The 24,075-nt window shown below is 60.2% G+C and carries 17 protein-coding genes and 4 pseudogenes; 3 read left to right on the top strand and 18 right to left on the bottom strand.

The genetic code is table 11. The features are described 5' to 3' along the window. The 8 genes and pseudogenes from GTU79_RS13825 to GTU79_RS13790 all read right to left on the bottom strand — a co-directional run bounded on the left by GTU79_RS13825 (position 1) and on the right by GTU79_RS13790 (position 9,382). Positions 1 to 1,278 (bottom strand): aspartate aminotransferase family protein, encoded by a 1,278-nt coding sequence (locus GTU79_RS13825; protein WP_203521492.1) that lies wholly within the window; start codon positions 1,276 to 1,278, stop codon positions 1 to 3. A gap of 12 nt (positions 1,279 to 1,290) precedes the next feature. Then, positions 1,291 to 2,334, bottom strand: a complete 1,044-nt coding sequence (locus tag GTU79_RS13820) for a phosphotransferase (protein WP_214514056.1) — start codon at positions 2,332 to 2,334, stop codon at positions 1,291 to 1,293. 53 nt (positions 2,335 to 2,387) lie between these two features. Next, entirely contained in the window at positions 2,388 to 3,119 is a 732-nt protein-coding gene (locus GTU79_RS13815) for an SDR family NAD(P)-dependent oxidoreductase (RefSeq protein WP_203521494.1), read from the bottom strand. 40 nt (positions 3,120 to 3,159) lie between these two features. After that, positions 3,160 to 3,984: an ABC transporter permease gene (locus GTU79_RS13810; protein ID WP_214514055.1), complete on the bottom strand. Its 825-nt coding sequence runs from the start codon at positions 3,982 to 3,984 to the stop codon at positions 3,160 to 3,162. A gap of 14 nt (positions 3,985 to 3,998) precedes the next feature. Beyond that, positions 3,999 to 5,268: pseudogene (locus tag GTU79_RS13805) on the bottom strand (ABC transporter permease). 34 nt (positions 5,269 to 5,302) lie between these two features. After that, positions 5,303 to 6,331 (bottom strand): ABC transporter substrate-binding protein, encoded by a 1,029-nt coding sequence (locus GTU79_RS13800; protein WP_214514054.1) that lies wholly within the window; start codon positions 6,329 to 6,331, stop codon positions 5,303 to 5,305. A 300-nt stretch (positions 6,332 to 6,631) separates the two neighbouring features. Further along, a complete protein-coding gene (locus tag GTU79_RS13795) occupies positions 6,632 to 8,092 on the bottom strand; it encodes an NAD-dependent succinate-semialdehyde dehydrogenase (RefSeq protein ID WP_203521496.1) in 1,461 nt (486 codons plus the stop codon). Between the two features lie 23 nt (positions 8,093 to 8,115). Then, positions 8,116 to 9,382 (bottom strand): annotated as a pseudogene (locus GTU79_RS13790) (4-aminobutyrate--2-oxoglutarate transaminase). Positions 9,383 to 9,511: 129 nt separating this feature from the next. On the opposite strand from GTU79_RS13790, the gene pdxR reads away from it, so the two are divergent. Together pdxR and GTU79_RS13780 are read left to right on the top strand one after the other, a co-directional pair. Next, a complete protein-coding gene (gene pdxR, locus GTU79_RS13785; RefSeq protein ID WP_203521498.1) occupies positions 9,512 to 11,002 on the top strand; it encodes a MocR-like pyridoxine biosynthesis transcription factor PdxR in 1,491 nt (496 codons plus the stop codon). 1,394 nt (positions 11,003 to 12,396) lie between these two features. Beyond that, complete coding sequence (locus tag GTU79_RS13780; RefSeq protein ID WP_203521499.1) at positions 12,397 to 13,551, top strand: ABC transporter ATP-binding protein; 1,155 nt, start codon at positions 12,397 to 12,399, stop codon at positions 13,549 to 13,551. Positions 13,552 to 13,806: 255 nt separating this feature from the next. Here the strand turns inward: GTU79_RS13780 and GTU79_RS13775 are convergent, their stop codons facing one another. Both GTU79_RS13775 and GTU79_RS13770 read right to left on the bottom strand, forming a co-directional pair. Continuing rightward, positions 13,807 to 14,061: a GlsB/YeaQ/YmgE family stress response membrane protein gene (locus tag GTU79_RS13775; protein WP_132921685.1), complete on the bottom strand. Its 255-nt coding sequence runs from the start codon at positions 14,059 to 14,061 to the stop codon at positions 13,807 to 13,809. A gap of 172 nt (positions 14,062 to 14,233) precedes the next feature. After that, positions 14,234 to 14,914, bottom strand: a complete 681-nt coding sequence (locus GTU79_RS13770; protein WP_253073604.1) for a metallophosphoesterase — start codon at positions 14,912 to 14,914, stop codon at positions 14,234 to 14,236. A gap of 215 nt (positions 14,915 to 15,129) precedes the next feature. On the opposite strand from GTU79_RS13770, the gene GTU79_RS13765 reads away from it, so the two are divergent. Further along, positions 15,130 to 15,987, top strand: coding sequence for a DMT family transporter (locus GTU79_RS13765; RefSeq protein WP_203521500.1), 858 nt, complete (start codon positions 15,130 to 15,132; stop codon positions 15,985 to 15,987). Between the two features lie 59 nt (positions 15,988 to 16,046). On the opposite strand, the pseudogene GTU79_RS13760 reads toward GTU79_RS13765, so the two are convergent. The 8 genes and pseudogenes from GTU79_RS13760 to GTU79_RS13725 all read right to left on the bottom strand — a co-directional run bounded on the left by GTU79_RS13760 (position 16,047) and on the right by GTU79_RS13725 (position 24,039). Then, a pseudogene (locus tag GTU79_RS13760) lies at positions 16,047 to 17,131 on the bottom strand (iron-containing alcohol dehydrogenase family protein). A 37-nt stretch (positions 17,132 to 17,168) separates the two neighbouring features. Continuing rightward, on the bottom strand, positions 17,169 to 18,854 hold the full coding sequence (hutU, locus tag GTU79_RS13755) for a urocanate hydratase (RefSeq protein ID WP_203521502.1): 1,686 nt from the start codon (positions 18,852 to 18,854) through the stop codon (positions 17,169 to 17,171). Between the two features lie 240 nt (positions 18,855 to 19,094). After that, a complete protein-coding gene (locus GTU79_RS13750) occupies positions 19,095 to 19,880 on the bottom strand; it encodes an ABC transporter ATP-binding protein (protein WP_203521503.1) in 786 nt (261 codons plus the stop codon). Then, the gene (locus tag GTU79_RS13745; protein WP_214514053.1) at positions 19,877 to 20,740 is read right to left on the bottom strand and encodes an ABC transporter permease; all 864 of its coding nucleotides are present in this window, start codon (positions 20,738 to 20,740) and stop codon (positions 19,877 to 19,879) included. The genes GTU79_RS13750 and GTU79_RS13745 overlap by 4 nt, the downstream gene beginning before the upstream one ends. 11 nt (positions 20,741 to 20,751) lie before the next feature. Then, positions 20,752 to 21,640, bottom strand: a pseudogene (locus tag GTU79_RS13740) (ABC transporter substrate-binding protein). Between the two features lie 159 nt (positions 21,641 to 21,799). Then, positions 21,800 to 21,982 carry a hypothetical protein gene (locus GTU79_RS13735; RefSeq protein WP_203521505.1) on the bottom strand — a complete coding sequence of 61 codons (183 nt, stop codon included), beginning with the start codon at positions 21,980 to 21,982 and terminating at the stop codon, positions 21,800 to 21,802. Between the two features lie 66 nt (positions 21,983 to 22,048). Beyond that, positions 22,049 to 22,669: a HutD/Ves family protein gene (locus GTU79_RS13730; protein WP_203521506.1), complete on the bottom strand. Its 621-nt coding sequence runs from the start codon at positions 22,667 to 22,669 to the stop codon at positions 22,049 to 22,051. Beyond that, entirely contained in the window at positions 22,666 to 24,039 is a 1,374-nt protein-coding gene (locus GTU79_RS13725) for a formimidoylglutamate deiminase (RefSeq protein WP_203521507.1), read from the bottom strand. The genes GTU79_RS13730 and GTU79_RS13725 overlap by 4 nt, the downstream gene beginning before the upstream one ends. Positions 24,040 to 24,075 lie beyond the last annotated feature (36 nt).

Here is a 24,075-nt window from a genome sequence, read left to right as displayed (position 1 = left end):
TCAGGCATGGCACTGCGCCAGTACCCGATCCAACTGTTCAAGGAGCAGATCGGCATGCTCCGTTTGAAACACCAGCGGCGGCCGGATTTTGAGGATATTGGCCCGGGGACCGGTGGTGCTTGTCAAAATTCGGCGTCCGCGCAATAGGTTCACGACCTGAAAAGCCAGCTCCGACGCCGGTTCCCTGGTCTGCCGGTCGAGCACCAGCTCAACGCCGATAAACAATCCGTAGGCGCGAATGTCGCCGATGGCGCTATAGCGGGCCGCCAGCCGGCGCAGTCCCGCCGCCAGATAGTCTCCCACCCGGGCGGCGTTTTGCGCCAGCTTTTCCTCTCGAATAATCTTTAGCACCGCATGAGCGGCGCGGGCGGAGACCGGATTGCCGCCGAAGGTATTAAAATAGCGCTGGCTGCTTCCGAAGACATCGAACAGCGCCGGCCGTCCCACCAGCCCCGCCACCGGGTGGCCGTTGCCCATCGGCTTGCCCACGGTAACCATGTCCGGCGTGACGCCGTGGCGGGTAAAGCCCCACATGTCGTTACCGGTGCGGCCGAACCCCGCTTGCACTTCGTCGGCGATAAACAGGCCGCCGGCCTGGCGCACCAGCTCCGCCGCCTGGCGCAACTGTCCGGGAGGCGCGCAGAATATCCCGTCGCTGGAGAAAATGGTGTCCGCCAGCAAGGCCGCCGGCTTGATGCCCCGCTGCCGCATATCCCGCAGGGCTCCCGCCACGCTCTCGGCAAGGGAAATTCCCCGGCGATAGCTGTCCGGCGCATCGAACAGCACCGTCGACGGGCCGCGTATCGCGCCGTCCCCCAGCGCCGGAGAGACTTCCGCCACCGCGGCGGTCACGCCGTGATAAGCCCAGCGGGCCACCAGTACGCCGCTGCCGCCGGTGGCGAAGCGGGCGATGCGCAGGGCCAGGTCATTAGCCTCGCTGCCGCTGCAGGTCAGGGTGATATTCCCCAGCTCCGCGGGAAACTCCTGCAGAAAATCCTCGGCAAAGTCCACGATGGCGTCATTAAGATAGCGGGTATGGGTATTCAGGCGGGCGCTTTGTTCGGCGATAGCCGCCACCACCGCCGGATGGCAATGACCCACCGACGCCACGTTATTATAAACATCCAGATAAGGCCGGTCCTGTTCGTCGTAAAGCCACACGCCCTCTGCCCGCACCACATGCAGCGGCTCCTGATAAAACAGGCGATAACCCGCCCCCAGCACCCTCTTTCGCCGGGCCAGCAGTTTTTGTGACGTTGTCACACTATCATTTTGCATCGCTTTACCTTTCTAAATAAAACGCGCCGCGCCCAGCCGGTCCGCAATCTCATCGGGGCCTAACAGCCATAATTTTTGCACACCGTCCCAAGCCCGCGCCCTATGGCGCAGGATATATGCGCGGTTTGCGGGATAGCGCCGCGCCCGCCACTGGGTGATGATAACCGACAGCGCCAAGCGGGAAGCGATAAGCATCGGCAGCAGTTGGATTTCTTCATCGGTCAGCGGCAAAACCTGGTGGTAACCGGCGACAAACGGCGGCATGCGGGCCAGGACATCGTCCGTATCGCTTACCTGATAGGCCAGGGCCGTGGACAGTTCATTGACCAAGGGCGCATACAGCGCGTCGCCGAAATCGATAATCCCCGCCAGAACGGATGCGCTGGCGTCCAATAGGACATTGTGGGGATTAAAATCATTATGAATGACCTGATGGCGCACCATCCCCAGGCGTGGGGGCATCCGCTCCTCGAATTGATCCAGTATCTCCCCCAGCAGCCGGCGTTGCGCCGGTTCCTGTATTTCCGCCCAATAAGGCCGAACCCGGCCCGGATCGCTGCTGTTCCATAACAGCGTCCGCCTGGCCGCCGGATGATGAAATCCCGCCAAGGCCAGATCGAGAGCGGCCAGACCCCGGCCAAGGGAACCCAGCACCACAGGTGACGCTGTCACTTGATGCAGCGGCGTTCCCGGCAGCCAGGTCACCAGCCGGACCCGCAGAGGCCTTCCCTTCACCGAGCAGAACGGACCCTTTCCCCCGTGGGAGCGCTCTATCAGGCCCGGCACCTGCAGATGGGGATCGCGACCGGCCACATGCCGTAGTAGGGCTTCCTGGAAATCGCTCTCCGCCGGGCTTTCCGCCGGATTGATAAACTTCATCATCCAGCGCAGCCGATTTTCCGCCGTCAACAGAAAATTGGCGTCCCTCTCCCCCGCCAGCGGCGTGGCGACGGCGTCAAGCCCGTACAGCTCCCGCGCCGCCCGGCGCGCATCCCCGAGGTTAACCACCGGCGCATCGCTGGATAACAGGCCGGCATCGGCGGCCGGTTCAGACATGCCGTCCACCATTTTTCATTGCATCGACATCAGCGGCACCGGATGCACAGGATTCAGACATGCTGGCCGCCGTTCACCGGTATCTCCGCACCGTTGACATACGAGGCGGCCTGCGTGCACAGGAAATAGATAAGGGAAGCCACTTCATCGGGTTTGCCCAGACGCTGCAGCGGCACCTGGCGTTCAATAATATCCTGCGTGCCGGGGGAGAGAATGGAGGTATCGATTTCCCCCGGCGCAATGGCGTTGACGCGGATGCCGTGCCGGCCGAAATCGTAGGCCATCTCACGGGTCAGGGCGGACAAAGCCGCCTTGGACGTGGCGTAGGCCACGCCGGCGAACGGATGGACCCGGGTGCCGGCAATGGAGGTCACGTTGATAATGCTGCCACGGGCGGCCTTCAGCTCGTCGAACAGTCCGTTGGCCAGCAGGGCGGTGGAAAAAAGATTCACGTTGAATACCTGCAGCCAGGTGGCGTAGGAGGTCTCGCGCACGCCGAGGCGCCCGCCGTCTTCCGCCTTGGGAGAAATGCCGGCATTATTCACCAGCGCGTCCAGGCGCCCTTCCAGCTTCTCCTTGAGCAGCGGCATCGCCCCGTCGACGCCGGCGATGTCCTCCAGGTCCAGGTGGATGTGATTGAGCATTTTCTCCGCCCAGGGACACTCCTCCACCCAGCTTTGGCGGGATGCGGTAAAAATACGCCACCCCGCCGCGTGGAAATATTTGACGGTGGCGTGGCCTATTCCGCGGCTGGCCCCGGTCAATAACAATGTTTTCTGCTCCATTTACTCACCTCCACACGATACTTGATGCATCGATCTTACACTAACCGGCATTCCCACGGATACGGGACGACCGGCGGCGCAGCATTTCCATCACCAGCAGCAGTATCAGCGCGGCCCCCACCATTAATGACGCGGCGGCGGCAATGGTGGGATCGAGGTTTTCCCGGATACCGGCGAACATCTGAATAGGCAATGTCCGCTGAGAGGGGCTGGCCAGGAACAGCGTGACCACCACTTCATCAAACGAGGCGGCAAAGGCGAACAGCGCGCCGGAGAAGACCCCTGGGGCAATCAGCGGCAAAGTCACGCGCCTGAACGCCTGCCAGGGCGGCGCGCCGAGGCTGGCGGCCGCGCGGGTTAGATTAAGATCATAGTTTTTCAGCACTGCCGTCACGGTAATCACCACAAACGGAACGCCCAGCATGGCGTGGGCCAGCCCCAGGCCGAGATAACTGTAAAGCAGGTTTATACGGGCAAAAAAAAAAAACATCCCCACCGCCACAATCACCACCGGGGCAATCATCGGCGAAATAATGATGGCCAGCACCAGCGACTTGCCGCGGAACTCGCCGCGCACCAGCCCCACCGAGGCCAGAACCCCCAGCACGGTAGCCAGCAAGGTGGCCAGCGGCGCAATCAGCAGACTATTGCCCAAGGCCCCCAGCCATTCGCGGGAGTGAAAAAACGCCTGGTACCAGCGCAGCGAAAAGCCGTTCAGCGGATAGCTTAAAAAAGAGCCGCCGTTAAATGACAGCGGTACGATAATCAGCACCGGCACCACCAGAAAAAGCAGCACCGCCGCGCCGTACAAATTAAACAGCCCGTCCCATAACCGCATTAACAGCATGCCCTGTTGCCTGACCATGGTGGCCTCCTGATTCAGTGGGTGGCAAGTTCAGCCTGGGTCCGGGTGACCCGGATATAGACGATATACAGCAGCAATACGATAACCAGCAACTGGCTGCCCAGCGCCGCCGCCATCCCCCAGTTCATGGTGGTATTGGTGAAGAACGCCACGAAATAGCTCAGCATCTGGTCCCCGGCCCCCAGCAGCGCCGGGGTAATGTAATAGCCGATGGCCATAATGAATACCAACAGTCCCCGCCGCCAGTCCGGCGTAGGTTTGCGGCACATAGACCCGCCAGAAGGCGATAAAGGGATGCGCGCCCAAAGAGATGGCCGCCCGCAGATAATTCGGCGAGATGCCCTTCATCACCGCGTACAGCGGCAATACGATGAACGGTAATAGAATATGGGTCATGGCGATATACACGCCGATACGGTTGAACACCAATACCAGCGGTTTATCGATGATGCCGGTATGCAATAAAGCGCCGTTGATAAGGCCGCCGGATTGCAGCAGGACAATCCAACTGGCGGTACGGACTATCAGGGAGGTCCAAAACGGCAGCAGCACCATGATCATCAGCAGATTGGCGCGGCCGGCCGGCTGCTTGGCCAGCCAATACGCCAGCGGATAGCCCAGGCCCACGCACAGCAGGGTCACTACCGCCGCCATTAGCAGCGTGCGCAGCAGTACGTTGACGAACAGCGCGTCCCCGTCGGGCAATTTAACGATATTCCCGGTTTGAGGGTCTACTTTGCGGTCGAATACCGCGAGCAGATAATAGCTGGTAAAGGGCCGCGAGGCCCGTTGCAGCGACCGCCATGTGGTATTTTCCCCCCACAGCGGCAGGGCGCCTACCAGCGCTTCGCGAGTGTCCGGGGCCGCGTCGTTTTCCGGCGCCGCCCGCAGGGTGCGCATGATCAGTCCCCGATAGGCCGGATCCTCATAACTCATGCGTTTGGCCACGGACGCTATCTGCCCTTCGGCCCGCGCCTTGCGCAAATCGGCGACTACCGCCCGGAAGGTATTCTCATTGGGTATGCCGGCGCCGTCCCATTGTTTCAGCGCCGCCGTTACCTTGGGCATGCCGTCGCGGATTTCCGGGTTCGCCACGCTGTTTATCAGGATCGAGGCAATGGGCACCACAAAGATAATGAGGATGAACGCCAGTAAGGGCGCCACCAGCAACCAGGTGCGCCGCTTGTAAATCCGCTGCGACCGATGCAACTGCTGTTTGAGCGTATCGGTGCCTTCAGCGCCGGCGGGAAGTTGGCCCGCCGCGACAATGTCAGTGGCTATCATTGCTTTTTCTCCGGTTTGCATGGCGAAATTCCGGTTATTGCGCCGCCCAGGCGTTGAACCGCTGTTCGAGCTCTTCTCCATGATCGATCCAGAACTGGGTATCCACCGGCAGGGCGTTCACCAAATTATCCGGCGCGGTGGGCAAACCCTTGGCGATGGCCGGATCAATCAGGCTGATGGTCTTTTTATTGGTGGGGCCGTAAGGGATATTTTCCGCGAACACCTTTTGATTTTCCGGCAGGTTGGCAAACGCGATGAATTGTTCCGCCAGGGCTTTGTGCTTGGAACCCTTAACCACCGCCCAACTGTCGAGATCGTACAGGCTGTCGTCCCAGACCATCCGGAAATCATGCCCTTCTTTATCCGCCGCCGCGACGCGGCCGTTATAGGCGGATGTCATGACCACATCGCCGGAAACCAGCCACTGCAGGGGCTGCCCGCCGGATTCCCACCACTGGATTTGCGGTTTGATTTCATCAAGTTTTCTAAAGGCCCGATCCACCCCGACCTTGGTGGCCAATTGGGAGTAGACGTCTTCCCGTCTTACGCCGTCAGCCAACAAGGCGATTTCCAAAGTGAATTTGGCGCTTTTGCGCAAGGCGCGTTTACCGGGGAAGTCTTTGACATTCCAGAAGTCGGCCCAGCTGGTGGGGGCTTTTTTCAGCTTTTGCGCGTCATAGGTCAGCACGGTGGACCAGAGAAAAATGCCGGCGCCGCATTCGCTGGCGGCTCCGTTAACGTATTCGCTTTTATCCCCCAGCTTGGACCAGTCCAGTGGTTCGAACAGACCTTCGTCGCAGCCGCGGCGCAGCTCCGGCCCTTCCACTTCCACCACATCCCAGCCCACCTGGCCGGTTTCCACCATGGCGCGGATCTTGGCCATTTCGCCGTTGTATTCCCCCGCCTCGATAGTGCCCTTGCCCGCCGCGCTGAACGGCTGATAGAACGCCTTGTCCTGGGCGTCCTTGTTCTGTCCGCCAAACGAAATAACCGTCAGGGATTCAGCCTGTGCCTGGCAAGCCAAGCCCACGAGAAGTGCGGTGACCGCTAATTTTTTCAACATACCCTACCCCTATAATGTCAGCCAACAAAGTGAGCAAAATGGTTTATGTGTTTAATGATTCGTCATCATTGGCCGGGCGCTATCGCCAGGTTAAATGATGCATCATACATCAAGCATCTTTCGTGCCACTTTGGCAAATTCCAGCAGAAGGCTACGGAGGCGGGCTGACGGGAAGGAAAAGCGGAATAACCCTACAATTTGTGCGTTAAATATGTGCAGTGCGGGCAGCGGTTGCACCTTTGGGATGCAGCCCGATCCGGGCCGGGCGCCGCGAGGAAACCCCGCGCGCCGGGCCATGTTTCACCGGGCCGGGGAAAGATCCAGGCACAGGTATTTCATTTCCAGGTATTCATCGATGCCGAAGCGGGATCCTTCCCGTCCGAGACCGGATTGTTTCACCCCGCCGAACGGCGCCACCTCATTGGAAATCAGACCGGTGTTGATGCCCACCATGCCGTACTCCAACGCTTCCGGCACCCGCCATTGACGAGCCGCGTCGCGGGTGAAGACATAGGCCGCCAGGCCGAATTCAGTGTCGTTGGCCATGGCCACGGCCTGCGCCTCATCGTCAAAAGGAAACAGCGGCGCCACCGGGCCGAACGTCTCTTCCCGGGCGAAACGCATGGAGGCCGTCACATCGCCGATAACGGTAGGCTGGAAAAAGGTGCCCCCCAACGCGTGCGGCCGCCCGCCGGTGAGCAGGGTCGCTCCCTGGCTCAGGGCGTCGTCGATATGAGCGCGCACCTTGGCGACGGCGTCATCGTCGATAAGCGGCCCCTGGGTCACGCCCTGCTCCATGCCGTTGCCCACTCTCAGGGCCTCGACGCTTGCCACCAGCCGGGCGGCCAGCGCCGGGTAGATACCCCGCTGCACGTAGATACGGTTGGCGCACACGCAGGTCTGCCCGCTGTTACGGAATTTCGACGCCATAATGCCGGCCACCGCGCTGTCCAAATCGGCATCGTCGAACACAATGACCGGCGCGTTGCCCCCCAGCTCCAGGGAGAGCTTTTTGATGGTGGGGGCGCATTGGGCCATCAGCAAACGGCCCACTTCCGTGGAGCCGGTAAAGCTGAGCTTGCGCACAACGGGGCTGTCGCACAGCACTTTGCCCGCCGCCGCCGCCGGCCCGGTCACTACCTGCAGAACGCCTGCGGGAATGCCGGCCCGCTGCGCCAGCTCCGCCAGCGCCAGGGCGGTGAGGGGCGTTTGCTCGGCGGGTTTGACAATCATGGTGCAACCGGCTGCCAGCGCGGGCGCAACCTTGCGCGTGATCATCGCCGCCGGAAAATTCCACGGCGTGATGGCGGCGGTGACGCCGATGGCCTGTTTAATCACCAGCAACCGCTGATGGGCCTGGGGGGATTGTAATACCGTCCCTTCCACCCGTTTGGCCTCTTCGGCAAACCAGATGATGAAGCTGTTGGCATAGGCGATTTCGCCGCGGGCTTCCGCCAGGGATTTGCCCTGTTCCGCCGTCAGGATAACCGCCAGATCCTCTTGATGTTGCTCAATGAGGGCAGCCCATTTTTGCAGAACTACTCCCCGCTGCTTACCGGTCAGCGCGCGCCATGAGACCAGCGCATCGGCGGAGGCGCCAATAGCGGCGCCGGTCTGGGCAGCGCTCAATTGCGCCACCTTCGCCAGCACTTCACCGGTGGCCGGATTGGTCACCGCTTCAACGGCGCCATGGTCGCCGTCGCGCCATTCGCCGTTGATCAGAGCCTGATGGCGAAACAATGTCGGGTCATTAAGCTGCATAGTCTTGGTCTTCCTCGGTCTTGTTATGATTTAAGCAACCGGCTCAGCAGGTCCAGCGCCGCGGTGAACTGATCATCGGGGATGGTGAGCGGGTACAGGAAACGAATGACGTTGTAATGAACGCCGCAGGTCAGCAGCAGCAGTCCCTGCTCCAGGGCCTGGCGCTGGATCTTCTTGGTAAAGACCGGATCGGGCTTGCCGGTGGCCGGATCGGCGAATTCCACCGCCACCATGGATCCTGTCCGCGCACCGCGGAGATTGCCGGGCAGGATGACCGGGCCTTGTTCAGGGTTTCCGTCAGATGGGCCCCAGGCGCCGGGCGCGGGCGCAAAGCTGTTCTTCCTCAATCACCTCCAGCACCGCCAGGGCGGAGGCCACCGCCAGCGGGTTACCGGCATAGGTGCCTCCCAGTCCGCCCGGCGCGGGCGCATCCATCACCTCGGCGCGGCCGGCCACGGCGGAAATGGGAATGCCGCCGCCCAGGCTCTTGGCCATGGTGATCAGATCCACCTTCACCTGCGGGCAATACTCCATGGCAAACATCTTGCCGGTGCGGGCAAAACCGCTTTGCACTTCGTCGGCTATCAGCAAGATGCCGTGCTGGTCGCACAGCTTGCGCAACGCGATGATAAATTCGGGCGGCGCGACGTTGAATCCGCCTTCCCCCTGGATAGGCTCAAACAGAATGGCCGCCACCTGATCCGCCGGGATATCGGTATGAAACAGCGAGTCAATGCTGTCAATGGCCTGTTCAACGGACACGCCGTGCAGGGCATTGGGATAGCGGGCATGGAAAATTTGTCCCGGCAACGGGCCGAATCCCAATTTATAGGGGGCCACTTTGCCGGTGAGGGCCAGCGTCAGCAGCGTACGGCCGTGAAAGGCGCCGCCGAAGGTAATGATGCCGGGCCGTTTGGTATAGGCGCGGGCGATCTTCACCGCATTTTCCACCGCTTCGGCGCCGGTGCTGAACAGGGTGCTTTTTACCGGTCCGGCCACCGGCACGATGGCGTTAAGCTTTTCCGCCAGGGTCACGTAGTTGCCGTAAGGGACGATTTGATAGGCGGTATGGGTGAAGAGATCCAGCTGCGCCTTGATGGCGGCGATGATTTTCGGATGGCGGTGACCGGTATTGAGTACCGCGATGCCGGCGGCGAAGTCAGTGAAGGGTCGGTCTTCAATGTCCCACAGGGTGGCGTTTTCCGCCCGGGCGGCATAAAAATCACACATTACCCCAACGCCGCGCGGCGTGGCTGACAGACGACGTTGATTCATTTCACTATTGTTCATGCTGCGATGACTCCCGATATGATGCGGCATAAAATACCCAACACAGACCCCGGCCTAACTCCCGATTGCTATTTATCCCCGTTGTGGCTCTATAATCCAGAGCCAGTTCTGAAAAAATGAAGGTGCCAATTGAGATCGCTTCTTACCGATATGCTGCTGCAGCGCTTGTCCGCTCATACCCAGGGCCCGTTGCACCGCCGCTTATACGACTGTATCCGCCTGGCTATCCTGGAGGGCGTCATCGGCGCCGGCAGCCGTCTGCCCCCCACCCGCGATCTGGCGGGGGCGCTGTCGCTGTCGCGCAATACCGTCAGTACCGCCTATGAACAATTATTGGCGGAGGGCTATACCTTTACCCGCGCCGGCAGCGGAACCTTTGTCACCGACCATATGCCCGATGGCGCCATGGCGCCGGTTAACGAGCAGCCGCCGGCCTCCCGGCGGCTGGCGGAAAACGAATTTTCCCAAAGAGGGGCCCATCTGCTGGCTAAAACCGGCGCGTCGCCGCACCAGTGGGGCGCGTTTATGCCTGGGGTGCCGGACGTGTCCAATTTTCCACACGGCCTGTGGCGGCGCATTCATTCCCGGCTGATAAGGCGTATCAAGCCGGACTATCTGACCTATTCGCGCATGGGGGGTAGCCCGGACCTGCAGCAGGCGCTGGTGGATTATCTGCGGGTGGCACGCTCGGTGAACTGCGAGGCGCAGCAGATTATTATTACCGAAGGCACCCATCAGGCCGTTGATTTGCTGGCGAAGATGCTGTGCAATCCCGGCGATCGCGCCTGGATTGAGGAACCCTGCTATTGGGGGCTGCGCAACGTGCTCACCGTCAATAGCGTGGAAGTGGTTCCCGTGACGGTGGATAATCAAGGGATCAGCCTGCCGGATGTGCCGGCGGAGGGCGATGCGCCTCGGCTGATATGCGTGACACCGTCACATCAATATCCCACCGGGGCGGTGATGAGCCTTACCCGGCGCCAGCGTCTGCTGGCCCTGGCGCAGGAGTGCGGGGCTTGGGTGGTGGAGGATGATTATGACAGTGAATTCCGCTATTCCGGCAACCCTATTCCCGCCCTGCAAAGCCTGACGCCGCAGGCGCCGGTGATCTATATCGGCACCTTCAGTAAAACCCTCTATCCGGGGCTGAGAATCAGCTATATGGTGCTGCCCCTGGCGCTGGCCGAGCAGATGCGTGTGGCCCATGCGGAGCTGTACCGCGGCGGCCACTGGATCACCCAGCTGGTATTGGCGCAGTTTATCGCCGAGGGGCATTATGCCTCCCATATCCGCCGTATGCGGCTGCTGTACGGTAAACGGCGTACTGTGCTGAGCCGTCTGATCCTGCAGCATCTGGGGGAGGATGCGCTGCGGGACGACAGCAACGCCGGTCTGCATTTGGTGATGTCGCTGCCGGAGGAGGTGGATGACGAGCGCCTGGCGCGGGACGCGGGACGGCAAGGTATTTACGTCCGGCCGCTCTCCACCTATTATCTGACGTCTCAGCGTAAAAAAGGATTGTTGCTGGGCTATGCCTGTGTGGATGAAGCCGCTATCGAACCGGCGTTCAGCGTGTTGATGGCCTGTCTGGCGCAGCAAACCGGCGCGGGTGCTTCTTAGGCTCGAGGCGGGTAGAAACGGTGGCTGGCTGCGGCGGTCTCCCTTTAACATCCGCTCGTTGCGCGTTCGGCGATCGCGGGCCTACCGCGCTGTGGGGCGCTCCGGCGGGCGGTAAAACACGCCCGCTTCGACCCCATCAGCACGGTCTCCCTTTAACACCCGCTCGTTGCGCGTTCGGCGATCGCGGGCCTACCGCGCTGTGGGGCGCTCCAGCGGGCGGTAAAAACACGCCCGCTTCGACCCCATCAGCACGGTCTCCCTTTAACACCCGCTCGTTGCGCGTTCGGCGATCGCGGGCCTACCGCGCTGTGGGGCGCTCCGGCGGGCGGTAAAAACACGCCCGCTTCGACCCCATCAGCACGGTCTCCCTTTAACACCCGCTCGTTGCGCGTTCGGCGATCGCGGGCCTACCGCGCTGTGGGGCGCTCCGGCGGGCGGTAAAAACACGCCCGCTTCGACCCCATCAGCACGGTCTCCCTTTAACACCCGCTCGTTGCGCGTTCGGCGATCGCGGGCCTACCGCGCTGTGGGGCGCTCCGGCGGGCGGTAAAACCACGCCCGCTTCGACCCCATCAGCACGGTCTCCCTTTAACACCCGCTCGTTGCGCGTTCGGCGATCGCGGGCCTACCGCGCTGTGGGGCGCTCCGGCGGGCGGTAAAACCACGCCCGCTTCGACCCCATCAGCACGGTCTCCCTTTAACACCCGCTCGTTGCGCGTTCGGCGATCGCGCTGTGGGGCGCTCCGGCGGGCGGTAAAAACACGCCCGCTTCGACCCCATCAGCACGGTCTCCCTTTAACACCCGCTCGTTGCGCGTTCGGCGATCGCGGGCCTACCGCGCTGTGGGGCGCTCCGGCGGGCGGGAAAACCACGCCCGCTTCGACCCCATCAGCACGGTCTCCCTTTAACACCTTTATGCAAGCTTCGGTGTGCGCTGTTAACTTCCGCCTGCCTTATTTTGGTGCCCGGCGCCCCGGAACGGGCGATCGTCCCGCCGCTTTGCGCCCACCAGAGCGCGATGATAGAAATCGTTGGCTTATGCTTTTATAAAAGCAATAATAATCATAGAGTTGGCACTTTCGCATCAACCCGTAAGAATTTTTGTTTTTGCCCCTGAATTTCCTTGTCGCCGCTGAAAAGCAGTGGTAAAGATAGGGGCATCGGGCGGAGAAGCCGCCGCCCTCATGGGTTAAGCATAACCCGTGCCACATCCTCGTCGGCAAACCGATCGCCCTGCTTAACTCCCATTAACAGGTTGTCGTTTCCGTAACGGTCTATCTATTTACGATGGCGGGAAAACCCGCCTTATTGCATTTTTATCGCATTATCCAATGCACGATTCAATGCAGTAAGGCCGCCCGTCGGGATACCGCTAAGAGGGGTAGAGTTCTGACATGAAAAGCTATGTAAGCTTCAAAAATATCCAAAAAACCTACGACGGCGACAAGCTGGTGGTTAAAAACCTGAACCTGGATATTGCCGAAGGTGAATTTCTCACGCTGTTGGGCCCGTCAGGTTCTGGAAAAACCACCAGCCTGATGATGCTGGCGGGATTTGAAAACCCGACCCAGGGGGAAATTTTCCTGCGGGACCAGCCGCTGCACCACCTGCCGCCCCACCAGCGGGATATCGGCATGGTGTTCCAGAACTATGCGTTATTTCCCCATATGACCGTGGCGGAGAACCTGGCATTTCCATTGTCCATACGTCGGCTGAACCGCAGCGATATCAAGGAAAAAGTGGACCGGGTGCTGGATCGCGTCAAACTCACCGATCTTGCCAACCGCTATCCGGCGCAGATGTCCGGGGGGCAGCAGCAGCGGGTGGCCCTTGCGCGGGCGCTGGTATTCGAACCCAAGCTGGTGTTGATGGATGAACCCTTGGGCGCGCTGGATAAGCAGCTGCGCGAACATATGCAGATGGAAATCAAGGCGCTGCACCAGGCGCTGGAGCTGACCATTGTCTATGTCACGCATGATCAAAGCGAAGCCATGACCATGTCGGACCGGGTGGCGGTATTCAACGACGGCATCATCCAGCAGATCGACAGGCCCAGCAAGCTGTATGAAGAACCGCAGAATACCTTCGTGGCGCAGTTTATCGGCGAAAACAACGGCCTTTTGGCCACCCAGGCCGGCAGCGAAGGCGACTATTATCGCGCCGCCCTGGATGACGGCACCATGCTGCGGGCGCTCAAGGTCCGCCCCAGTTCGCCGGGGCGTAAAATCATGCTGTGCATCCGCCCCGAACGGGTGCGGGTCAATGTGCCGCAACACCAGCTTCCCGCCGGCAGCCAGCAAATCAGCGCCCGGATCCAGCAATATATCTATCTGGGTGATCATGTGCGGATGTTAACCGAAGTGGCCGGCCAGCCCGGTTTCATGGTGAAGCTCAGCGCCGCCGAAGTCGACCCCGGCTGGGTCGCCGGCAATGAGGTGATGCTGTCCTGGCAGGAGCGGCATCTGCGGGCCCTGGATGCGGTGTTAAGCCCCGTGCCTGAGCAGATGACGAAAGATACGGATGTCCCTGACAACAGCCAGGCCGCCTGAAGGCGTTGAAATTCCATGGTATGGCGATATGCGGGGTCGTCCAAATAAATATCATTGTCTCTTCGGCGATGATATTTATTTCAGGCGTGATGTTTTCATGACATGTATGACACAGATGACAAACGCGCCTCTAACCCATAAGGCTGGAAATGGCGGGAGTATATAAGCAAGGGAGATTCAGGAACCGGTCGCCGTTATTGATTATTCGCATTAACGGCGCCGGGGATCAGAAGAAAAATTTACATCCTCTGACCATTAATTATTACGGGCCACCAGCCGATAGATCAACAGCACTACGATAGCGCCCACCACCGCCACCGCAAAGCTTCCGATGTTAAATCCGTCTACCCGGCCGTAACCGAAGAAAGTGCTGATATATCCCCCCACCACCGCACCGATAATCCCTAATATCACGGTAAGAATAAAACCGCCGCCGTCTCTGCCCGGCATGATGAATTTGGCGATAATACCGGCAATAAGACCAAAAATAATCCAGGATAAAATGCCCATTGTTAACCTCCTTCGTCGTTGGCTAATCCTCTAGCCGTTATATACCCTCACTATTTCAACCTGCCGGAGGACGGCAAGTTGAAGTATGGCGAGTATAGCCCGAAACCTTTAGCCTCGGTTCACATTATCCCAACAGTCGGATAAAACGAGAAACCTGGTTTATTATAGTCAATCATACCGGTAGGGTATTGATTTCCACCAAGGTCAACGACCCGCCGTACACCGCGCCGGTGTCAATATAGTACTGATTGAAGAAATGCCTGACCCGGTTAAGCGGCGTGTGGCCGAAAAAAAAGTGCGTGGCGCCGGTAATGGGGGCGCCCCGCCCCTGCTGATTTCGGTGAATACGGCGCCGGCTCCATACCAGCTCTTCACTGTCCACCGGCTGATCAAAATAGTAGTTATCAGCGGGATAATCCGCATGGGCCACCACCACGTGCCGTTGGTCCATGGGGATATCAATCACCAGCGGCAGCCCGGCACACTCGGCAATCAACGCTTTCGCCTGCTGTTGCCGTGCTGAATCAAGACGGGCAAACCAGTCGCCGCCGTTGGCCAGCCACAGTCCGGGATCGTTGTCCGCCAACGAATCCATGGCCATCTGCTCGTGATTGCCACGCACTGCGCAGAACCATTTTTCCCTGAGCAGCGACAGACATTCCAGGTTTTGGCGGCCGCGGTCAATCAAATCCCCCACCGACACCAGGAGATCCTGTTCGGTGTCGAATCCCTGCCGTTCCAATTTTTCCAAAAGCAGATCAAAACAGCCGTGCAGATCCCCTACGATAAAAATCCGGCGCCATTTCTCCGCATCGATTTTTCGGTACACCGCGCCAGGAACATACTGATACATCGCCTCTCCCCGTCAATGGATAAACAGAGCGCCCAATGATGGCGACCTTCTGAATTAAAGCATAGCAGCCTATTAAATTAATGAAAAAAGACTATTAAAACAGTTCGCTGGCAGGCAGCATGGAACCTTCCCTTTGCATTGTCGGCAAACCTACGTGCCGCACAGTTCCGCCGGTAAGCTGCGGCCGGGATGGATAACAGGGCCCGCTGAGTTCTATGGATAAACGTCACGCCTATATCGCACTGAATATTTCCGCGTTTTTTTTCGGTTTGTCCGGCATTCTGGGCAAGGCGGTGAATGCGTCTCCCGCCGCCATCGTCTTCGGCCGGGCGTGGTTTGCCTGGCTGGTGCTGGCGGTCCTGATGCTGTGCGTCAGGGGGTTTCGCTGGCAGCGGATCGGTCAGCGGGGGCTGCTGCTGATCCTGGGGTCCAGCATTGTGCTGGCAGGCCATTGGCTGACCTTTTTTATCTCGGTAAAGGCGGCGGGAGTGGCCGTCGCCACGTTGGGTTTCGCCAGTTTTCCGGCCTTTACCACCCTGTTTGAAGGCCTGGCGTTCCGCGAACGCATTACCCGGCGTGAAGCGCTGCTCATCGGCGTCATCTGCCTTGGCCTTGTCATGGTATGCCCGGCGTTCAGCTTCAGCAGCCAAAGCACGCTGGGCTTTTTCTGGGGCATTCTTTCCGGCGCGCTGCTGGCCGGCCTGATCCTGTGCAATCGCATCACCGCCGCCAACGTTCGTCCGGTACAGGCCGCGCTGTGCCAGAACGTCGTAATATCCCTGCTGATGCTGCCGTTCGCCTTTCGGGCGCTGCCCCAGGCAGCGGCGATGGATTGGTTTTACCTGGCCTTGCTGGGGGTGTTTTGTACCGGTGCGGCGCACAGTTTAATGGTGACCAGCCTGCGTTTCGTCAAGGCGCGTTCGGCCTCGGTGTTTTTTGCCCTGGAGCCGGTGTATGCCATTTTGTTCGCCTGGTGGTTGTTCAATGAGCGGCCGACGGCGAAAATGGTCGCCGGCGCCGCGTTGATTATTGTGTCGGTGGTACTGTTTTCCCGTAAAGGGAAAAATGGCTGATTCCTTACAGGCTATATCAGCCGGGGTTTATGCCGCTTCAGTGTCAAAAAAGAGTATCGTCAGTCTCTGGCCGCCAGTGCGTCCACCCGATTCATGGCCGACCGGACATCGTCGGCGCTGACGGTATGGGGCATATTGGCCATATCCGGCGCCTCGGCACAAGAGCGGCAAATGGCGCCGAGCTCGGCGGCAGTCAAATCAGCGCAAATCTCCTCCAGCCGGGTCGGCACGGCGCAGGCCTTCGCCAGGCGGATGGCCGCCAGCAGCTCTTCATCGCTGCGCTGCTCCAGCGCCAGTAAACACAGGTTACCGTAACCCACCAGCAGCCCATGGCCGAACTGGCGGGTTTTGTCGTTAACGGTAAATCCTTCATAAATGGCATGAGCCGCCGAGGCGTGGGCGCCGCTGCCCATGATGGACGTCAGTCCGGCGAAGATAAAAATGGCGTCCGCCGCCTGTTCCAGAGCCGGCGCGGGCTTCCCTTCAGTCAATGCGCCGCAGGCCGCCTGGCCGTACTGCAGGATAAGATCATAACAGATCCGGCTGTTGGCGCTGGCTGACGCCGACAGCCCGTTTAGATCGGCGGGATGGGCGATGGAACGATATTCATACCATTTAGCCAGGGTGTCCCCAGCCCCGCCGCCAGCCAGCGCAACGGAGATAAAGCCAATAGCTGCGTATCGATGACCACCGCCGCCGGCGCCTGCGACAGCGGGTAGAGATCCCGGAAATGACCGTCGTCGAAATAGCGAATGGTCAAGGGCGTCACGGCGGCGCAGGTGGCGGCGATGGTAGGCAGCGTCACCACCGGCACCCCCAGGGACGCGCCCACCGCCTTGGCGGTATCGATGGCCTTGCCGCCTCCGGCGCCGATGATGACATCGATCCCCTCTGCCTTCGCTTCCAGGACCAGGCGGTTGATATGGGTTTCGCTGCATTCGCCGCCATACCACTGCATCGCCGCCGCCGTCACGCCGGCGGTGACCAACTGGCTGAACACCGCCTGTTCGATTGACGCCAGCGCGCGGCGGCCGCCGATGACCATGGCACGCCGGCCCACGCCGGCGCACAGTTCCCCCAGTTTATTGATGGCGCCGGCGCCGCGGACGACGCGGGCCGGGAAACTTAGCTGATGAACATCCACAGTGGCTTTCCTGTTTTGCTGTGTTCCCATGGATTTACTATCCAATCATCGGCAATTTAAGTCCATACTTTTTAGCGCAGGCAATGGCTTCGGGATAACCGGCATCCGCGTGGCGCATAACGCCGGTGGCGGGATCGTTCCACAGCACCCGCGCCAGGCGTTCATCGGCCTTTTCGCTGCCGTCGCAGACGATAACCATGCCGGCATGCTGGGAAAAGCCCATACCGACGCCGCCGCCATGATGCAGGCTGACCCAGGTCGCGCCGCCGGCGGTGCTGAGCATGACGTTCAATAACGGCCAGTCGGAGACCGCATCGGAGCCGTCGCGCATCGCTTCGGTTTCCCGGTTGGGCGACGCCACCGACCCGCAGTCGAGGTGATCGCGGCCGATGACGATGGGGGCTTTCAGTTCGCCGGTGCGCACCATTTCGTTAAAGGCCAGCCCGGCGAGATGACGTTCGCCCAGGCCCAGCCAGCAGATCCGTGCCGGCAAGCCCTGGAACGCGATGCGATCGCGGGCCATGTCCAGCCAGTTATGCAATAACGCGTTGTCCGGGAACAGCTCTTTGAGCTTGGCGTCGGTTTTGTAGATGTCTTGCGGATCGCCGGACAGCGCCACCCAGCGGAAGGGGCCTTTACCTTCGCAAAACAGCGGACGGATATAGGCCGGCACGAAACCGGGGAAGTCGAACGCGTTTTCCACGCCCTCCTCCAGGGCCACCTGGCGGATATTGTTACCGTAGTCCACCGTCGGCACGCCCATTTTATGGAACTCCAGCATGGCCTTAACGTGCACCGCCATGGATTGGCGCGCGGCTTTGATGACTTTTTCCGGAGCGCTCTTTTTGGCGTCGTTCCACTGCTCCAGGCTCCAGCCCGCCGGCAGATAGCCGTTCAACGGATCGTGGGCCGAGGTCTGGTCGGTGACGATATGGGGACGGGGTCCGCCGGCGGCGGCGCGTTTCGCCAGCTCCGGCATAATTTCGGCCGCATTGCCCAGCAGGCCGACGGAAATAACATCTCCCTGGCGGCAGGCGGTTTCGATCATGTTCAGCGCTTCGTCGATATCATAGGCTTTTTTATCCAGATAACGGGTGCGCAGGCGGAAATCGATGCGGGATTCCTGGCATTCAATGGCCAGTACGCAGGCCCCCGCCAGCACGCCGGCCAAAGGCTGCGCCCCGCCCATGCCGCCGAGTCCGGCGGTGAGGATCCATTTACCTGACAAATCGCTGCCATAATGCTGGCGGCCGGCTTCGGCAAAGGTTTCGAAGGTGCCCTGCACGATGCCCTGGGCGCCGATATAAATCCAGGAACCAGCGGTCATCTGGCCGTACATCATCAGCCCGGCCCGATCCAGTTCATGAAAATGCTCCCAGGTCGCCCAGTGCGGTACCAGGTTGGAGTTGGCGATCATTACCCGCGGCGCGTCCACATGGGTGCGAAATACCCCCACCGGCTTGCCAGACTGTACCAGCAGGGTTTCGTCTTCGTTCAGGTCCCGCAGGCTCTGGAGAATCGCTTCAAAACAGGGCCAGTTGCGAGCCGCTTTACCGATACCGCCGTATACCACCAGATCGTCCGGGCGCTCCGCCACATCCGGATCCAGGTTATTTTGGATCATGCGGTACGGGGCCTCGATAAGCCAGTTTTTGCAGGTCAGTTCAGTGCCGCGGGGGGCGCTGACCGGACGGGCGACGGCTTGGCTAAAATCTTTTTTCATTACGGGTTCCTTCATTGTTCATGGCTTGATATTAATGACGAAGTACAAATACCGGGCTGGCGGCGGTTGATATCCGCCCCCTTGTCATCACGGTTGCTGCGACGAAATTTGCATAATCTATTCCTGTCTATACAAGTAAAGCCGATTTAAAAAATAATCGATACCGCTTTGCCGCCGCCGTTTACCACCGGGGTCTATCGTGGCCGCCGGGGCACGGCCTTCCACCCCGGTCAGCCCGGCTCAGCCGGCCATGCTTTGCAGCGTTTCACTGCGGATTTCCTCGGTGACCCGCGCTTTCAACGCCATAAATTCCGGCGTGGTCTTCAAGGTATAATCCCGCGGATGCGGAAAGTTAACCGGCACTTCGGTTTTGATTCTTCCGGGCCGTGCGCTGAAAATCGCCACTTTATTGGCCATGAAAATCGCTTCATCAATATCATGGGTGACAAATAACACCGTTTTGCGCGACGACTCCCAGATACTGAGCAACAGCTCCTGCATCAGCACCCGGGTCTGGTTATCCAAGGCGCCGAAGGGCTCGTCCATCAGCAGGACCTTGGGATCGTTGGCCAGGGCGCGGGCAATGGCGGTGCGCTGCTGCATGCCGCCGGACAGCTGGCGCGGATAGTGCTGCTCAAATCCCCGCAGTCCGACCTTGGCGATAAAATAGTCGCAGCGCTCCCGCTGCAGGGCGCTGCCCAGGCCCCGCTCCCGCAGGCCGAAGCAGATGTTTTGCTCAACCGTCAGCCAGGGAAACAGCGTATAGCTTTGGAAGACCATGCCGCGATCGGCGCCGGGCCCGTCTATCAGGCCGCCGTCCAGCCACACTTCCCCTTCGCTGGGCCGATCCAGTCCGGCAATGATGCGCAACAGGGTGGATTTACCGCAGCCGGAGGGGCCGAGAATGGTGATGAAATCATTTTCCTCCACGCGATAATCGATAGGCAGCAACGCCTGGGTCTGCTGGCCCTTCGGCCCGGTAAAGGTCCTGGAAACCTGACGAACGGTTAGCTTACTGTAGTTCATGGCGCTACGCTCCAGGCAAACAGGCGGCGATTAAGCGCCTTGAATAAATAATCCGACAGCAGGCCGATACAGCCGATGGTAATGATGCCGAAAATGATCTGCCCGGTATTGAGCAATGCCTGGCTGTCCACAATCATATGGCCGATGCCGCTGGATGACCCGATAAGCTCAGCAACGATGACATAGGCCCGGGCCCAGCCCAGCCCCAGACGCAGCAGCCCGGCATTTCCCGGCGCGGCCCCCGGTATCAGCACCCGGCGCACAATGCTGCGGCTGGAGGCGCCGAGGGTATAGGCCGCCTCCACCAGATCCCGCCGCGCCCCGCCGACGGTCACCGCGATCATCAGTACGATCTGGAAAAACGAGCCGATGAAAATCACCAATATTTTCTGCGTTTCGCCGATGCCGGCCCACAGGATCAACAGGGGAATAAACGCCGAGGCCGGCAGATAGCGGCAAAAGGAGACAAAGGGTTCCACAAAGGCTTCCACCAGTTTGTAGGAGCCCATCATGATGCCCAGGGGCACCGCCAGCACCGCCGCCAGGATAAAGCCCCCCAGCACCCGCATAACCGTCATGCCGATATCCAGGGAAAAATTATATTCCGTGAACAGCAGATAACCTTCATGCACCATGGTGAGCGGGTCGGCCAAAAAGGTCGGCGACACCCAGCCGCCGAAGGTGGCAATGGCCCAAAAGGCGAAAAAAAGCACAAAAAAGCCGATGCCGAGGAACCAGCGCTGGCCGGAAGAGACCGGCCGCAGCGGCACCAGCAGCGGATTGTGGCGAATCTGCCTGGCCGTCGGCAACGGCGCCGGCTCTTTGGCCGCCAGGGCGGCGACATCCTTATCCACGGACATAACTTACCCCTTTATTGATTAACGTAGCTGGCATCATAGAGGGTGTTGAGATCCGGTTTTTTGCGAATGACTTTCATCTGCAGCAGCAGGTTGGCCGCCTCTTCTTCAAAGCTTTTAATCTCGCCGTTGAAGAAGACCTTGTTTTGTTCCCGATCCTGCCAGCGCAGGTAGCTGGATTCTTCGGCAAAGGCCTTGCCGGATTCTTTTACCGCCGCGCCCATGATGTCATTGGATTTATCCGGTTCTTTGCGGATCATGTCCAGCGCATCGAAATAGCTTTCCACCAGGGCTTTGGCGGCCTGGGGATTCTTTTCAGGAAGGCGGGGTACAGCCCAAGGTATCCATCACCATAGGGTAATCCAGGGTAGTGGCGAGAATTTTTCCTTTGGCCGGGTTCTGCCGCACCGATGAGAGATAAGGTTCGTAGGTCATCGCGGCGTCGTTGCTGCCGGCGATAAAGGATTGGGCCGCCGCGTCAGGGGCCAGGGTGGTTATCTTGACGTCTTTGAGGCTCATGCCGTTTTTATCCAGCATCCAGGCCAAGGTAAAATAGGGCGAGGTGCCGGGAGCGTCGACGCTGATGGTCTTCCCCTTCAGGTCCTTGATGCTGTTGATATTGTTGCGCACCACCAGGCCATCGGCGCCGAATGATTTATCCAGCTGGACAATCTGGGTGATGGGTACGCCGTTGGCGTTCCAGGAGATATAGGTTTCCACGGTAGTGCCCGCACATTGAACGTCACCGGAGGCAATAGCCAGGTGCCGGTCTTTTTGCGGGATCATTTTCAACGTGACGTCCAGGCCGTGGCGCTTGAATATTCCCGCTTTATCCGCCAGGGTCAGCGGCGCGAAGCCGGTCCAGCCGGAGACGCCGATGGCCACCGGGGTATCGGCCGCCATGGCCGGGGCGGCACAGATAAGGCCCAGGGCCAGGGCAAGGAGATTGACGCGACCTAAGAACGATTTTCCGGTACCGACACTGTTCATATCCCACTCCTGAGTTGACAGACGGCCAAGATGGCCGGCTAAAAGCCGGGCCATGCGACTGTATCGACTTGTCTATACAAGACCCGGTACTTTAACCAAAGCAAAGCCTATGCCAGAATAGCGCCCCGCCATGCCGCCTAACCATCCATAGCACCCAAGGGTAATGCCGGCCTTCTTGCCCGCCTTCATGGATGGCTCGATGCCGACGGCCACCAACGGATTGAACCATAATGACGCGCCGCGCACTGAAATCATGCAGCGTTTTGCCATCTATTGGTGAAGGGGCGGCATGAGATACCGCAAACCTAGCGCCGGTAGCCGTTACAACGCGCTGATATCCGCCCACAGCAGCAGGCTCTCCGGCGCCAGCGGCCGCAGGCGCAGGGGCGACGGCAGATGATGCCACCAACAGCCGTCCCGCGCCGCCAGCGGCTTATCGTCTTTCGCCTGATCATCGTTCCCCAGGCGCCACGTCCCCGCCAGCACATACAACACCCCGCTGTGAACGGCGGGCAGAATGAATTCATGGTCCATCCGCACCACGCTTGCCCGCCAATCGAGGCGCCGGGTCATGATATTGAAATCCCGGCTGGCCCCCCCCGCCAGCACCGCGGTCACGGACTCTTCGCCGGCGAAGGCATAGGGTTCCCCCGTCCGGGTCAAGGAATGGGCTACGCCATTTGCGCCGTGCAAGACCACGCCGTTCCCTTCCAGCAACGTGATGACGCGATCAACGCCGGGGAAAGATGAAAATCCGCCGTCCCGATCGATGGTGGCGATACTGGCGCGCCAGGCAAAATCATCCAGGGCCGGCAGCGGCCCGCTGTGGGCGGGCAATAGCTCGTCCGCGGGCCAGCTGACGATTTCGCGGGTCTCGCCGCCGCCGTTTCGCCAGCGGCTGACCGGCAGGCTATCGAAAGAGAAGCGTACCGGCCGGCTCATAGCGCCTCCCGGCTCAGGTCGCGCAGTACCTCGGCAAAAGCCCGGGCGCTTTCCTGCTCGAGCCGGTGATGCCCGTCGCTTATCAGCTGCTGTCCGCCCACATACACATGCCGGATTTGTCCCGGCCCGCCGGCGAACAGCCAGCGATTGATGAGCGCCGGGTCGGCAGCGGTGCCGATATAGGGATCCTGGTCATCCAGCACCAGCCAGTCGGCGCGATATCCCGGCGCCAACTGGCCTAACGGCTCGCCGCAGGCCTTGGCGCCCCCTTGCAGGGCGCCGAGATAAAGCGTATCTCCCACTGCTTTATGCCGCGCGCCGGCGATGCGGTTACGCCGTTGATCGCGCAAGCGCTGTCCGTACTCCAGCCAGCGAAGCTCCTCCACCACATTCAGGGAGACATGGCTGTCGGAGCCGATGCCCCAGCGTCCGTTCAGAGCGAGATAATCCGTGGCGGGAAAAATGCCGTCTCCCAGATTTGCTTCGGTGGTGGGACACAATCCCGCCGTGGCGCCGCTTTGGGCCAGGGCGGTTAATTCCGCCCTGTCGATATGGGTGGCGTGAATCAGGCACCAGCGATCGTCCACCGGGAAATGCTCCAGCAGCCACTGGATCGGCCGCTGTCCCGACCAGCTCAGGCAGTCGCTAACCTCTTTTTCCTGCTCAGCCACATGGATATGTACCGGTAAATCCTGTCCCGACGCCTGCAACACCTCGGCGATTTGCCGCTCATCCACCGCGCGCAGCGAATGAAAGCACACGCCGAGGTTTTGCCTATCGCGGCCCGCCAGATGTTTTATCAGCGCCTGCTGCTGGCGCAGATAGCCTTCGGTTTGCTGGATAAACCGCCGCTGCCCTTCCTGGGCCGGCCGGGCGCCGAAGCCGCCATAGCTGTAGAGCACCGGCAGCAGGGTCAGGCCGATGCCGCTTTCCGTCGCCGCGCGACTGATATGCAACGCCATTTCCGCGGGGTTTTCATAAGGTTGTCCCTGGGGATCGTGGTGAAGATAATGAAATTCCGCCACCTGGGTATAACCGCCCTTCAGCATTTCGATATAGAGCTGGCGGGCGATGATCCCCACCTGCTCCGGCGTCAGTTGCCGCACCATGCGATACATCACGTCGCGCCAGGTCCAGAAACTGTCCTGGGGATCGCCCGCCACTTCCGTCAATCCGGCCATGGCGCGCTGGAAGGCATGGGAATGCAGGTTAGGCATGGACGGCAGCACGGGGCCGTTAAGCAGGACAGCGTCCGCGGACGGGGCGTCGGCTTCGACGGTTTTTATGATGCCTTGGGGATCGACGGTAAGACGGACGTTTCGGGTCCATCCCTGCGCCAACAGCGCTCGGGAAGCAAAAAAAACGGGCATGGCGGTTTCCGGTTCAGGTTGAAAACAAGGGTTGTT

This window comes from Sodalis ligni (assembly GCF_016865525.2).
GTDB lineage: Bacteria > Pseudomonadota > Gammaproteobacteria > Enterobacterales > Enterobacteriaceae > Acerihabitans > Acerihabitans ligni.
Note: the sequence above shows the minus strand (reverse complement) of the source record. Positions and strands in the feature narration are given on the sequence as shown.

Excerpts from the sequence above, each read along its gene's own strand:
- GTU79_RS13825 (WP_203521492.1), bottom strand. The coding sequence starts at position 1,278 with ATGCAAAATGATAGTGTGACAACGTCACAAAAACTGCTGGCCCGGCGA.
- GTU79_RS13820 (WP_214514056.1), bottom strand. The coding sequence starts at position 2,334 with ATGTCTGAACCGGCCGCCGATGCCGGCCTGTTATCCAGCGATGCGCCG.
- GTU79_RS13815 (WP_203521494.1), bottom strand. The coding sequence starts at position 3,119 with ATGGAGCAGAAAACATTGTTATTGACCGGGGCCAGCCGCGGAATAGGC.
- GTU79_RS13810 (WP_214514055.1), bottom strand. The coding sequence starts at position 3,984 with ATGGTCAGGCAACAGGGCATGCTGTTAATGCGGTTATGGGACGGGCTG.
- GTU79_RS13800 (WP_214514054.1), bottom strand. The coding sequence starts at position 6,331 with ATGTTGAAAAAATTAGCGGTCACCGCACTTCTCGTGGGCTTGGCTTGC.
- GTU79_RS13795 (WP_203521496.1), bottom strand. The coding sequence starts at position 8,092 with ATGCAGCTTAATGACCCGACATTGTTTCGCCATCAGGCTCTGATCAAC.
- GTU79_RS13780 (WP_203521499.1), top strand. The coding sequence starts at position 12,397 with ATGAAAAGCTATGTAAGCTTCAAAAATATCCAAAAAACCTACGACGGC.
- GTU79_RS13775 (WP_132921685.1), bottom strand. The coding sequence starts at position 14,061 with ATGGGCATTTTATCCTGGATTATTTTTGGTCTTATTGCCGGTATTATC.
- GTU79_RS13770 (WP_253073604.1), bottom strand. The coding sequence starts at position 14,914 with ATGTATCAGTATGTTCCTGGCGCGGTGTACCGAAAAATCGATGCGGAG.
- GTU79_RS13765 (WP_203521500.1), top strand. The coding sequence starts at position 15,130 with ATGGATAAACGTCACGCCTATATCGCACTGAATATTTCCGCGTTTTTT.
- hutU (WP_203521502.1), bottom strand. The coding sequence starts at position 18,854 with ATGAAAAAAGATTTTAGCCAAGCCGTCGCCCGTCCGGTCAGCGCCCCC.
- GTU79_RS13750 (WP_203521503.1), bottom strand. The coding sequence starts at position 19,880 with ATGAACTACAGTAAGCTAACCGTTCGTCAGGTTTCCAGGACCTTTACC.
- GTU79_RS13745 (WP_214514053.1), bottom strand. The coding sequence starts at position 20,740 with ATGTCCGTGGATAAGGATGTCGCCGCCCTGGCGGCCAAAGAGCCGGCG.
- GTU79_RS13735 (WP_203521505.1), bottom strand. The coding sequence starts at position 21,982 with ATGATTTCAGTGCGCGGCGCGTCATTATGGTTCAATCCGTTGGTGGCC.
- GTU79_RS13730 (WP_203521506.1), bottom strand. The coding sequence starts at position 22,669 with ATGAGCCGGCCGGTACGCTTCTCTTTCGATAGCCTGCCGGTCAGCCGC.
- GTU79_RS13725 (WP_203521507.1), bottom strand. The coding sequence starts at position 24,039 with ATGCCCGTTTTTTTTGCTTCCCGAGCGCTGTTGGCGCAGGGATGGACC.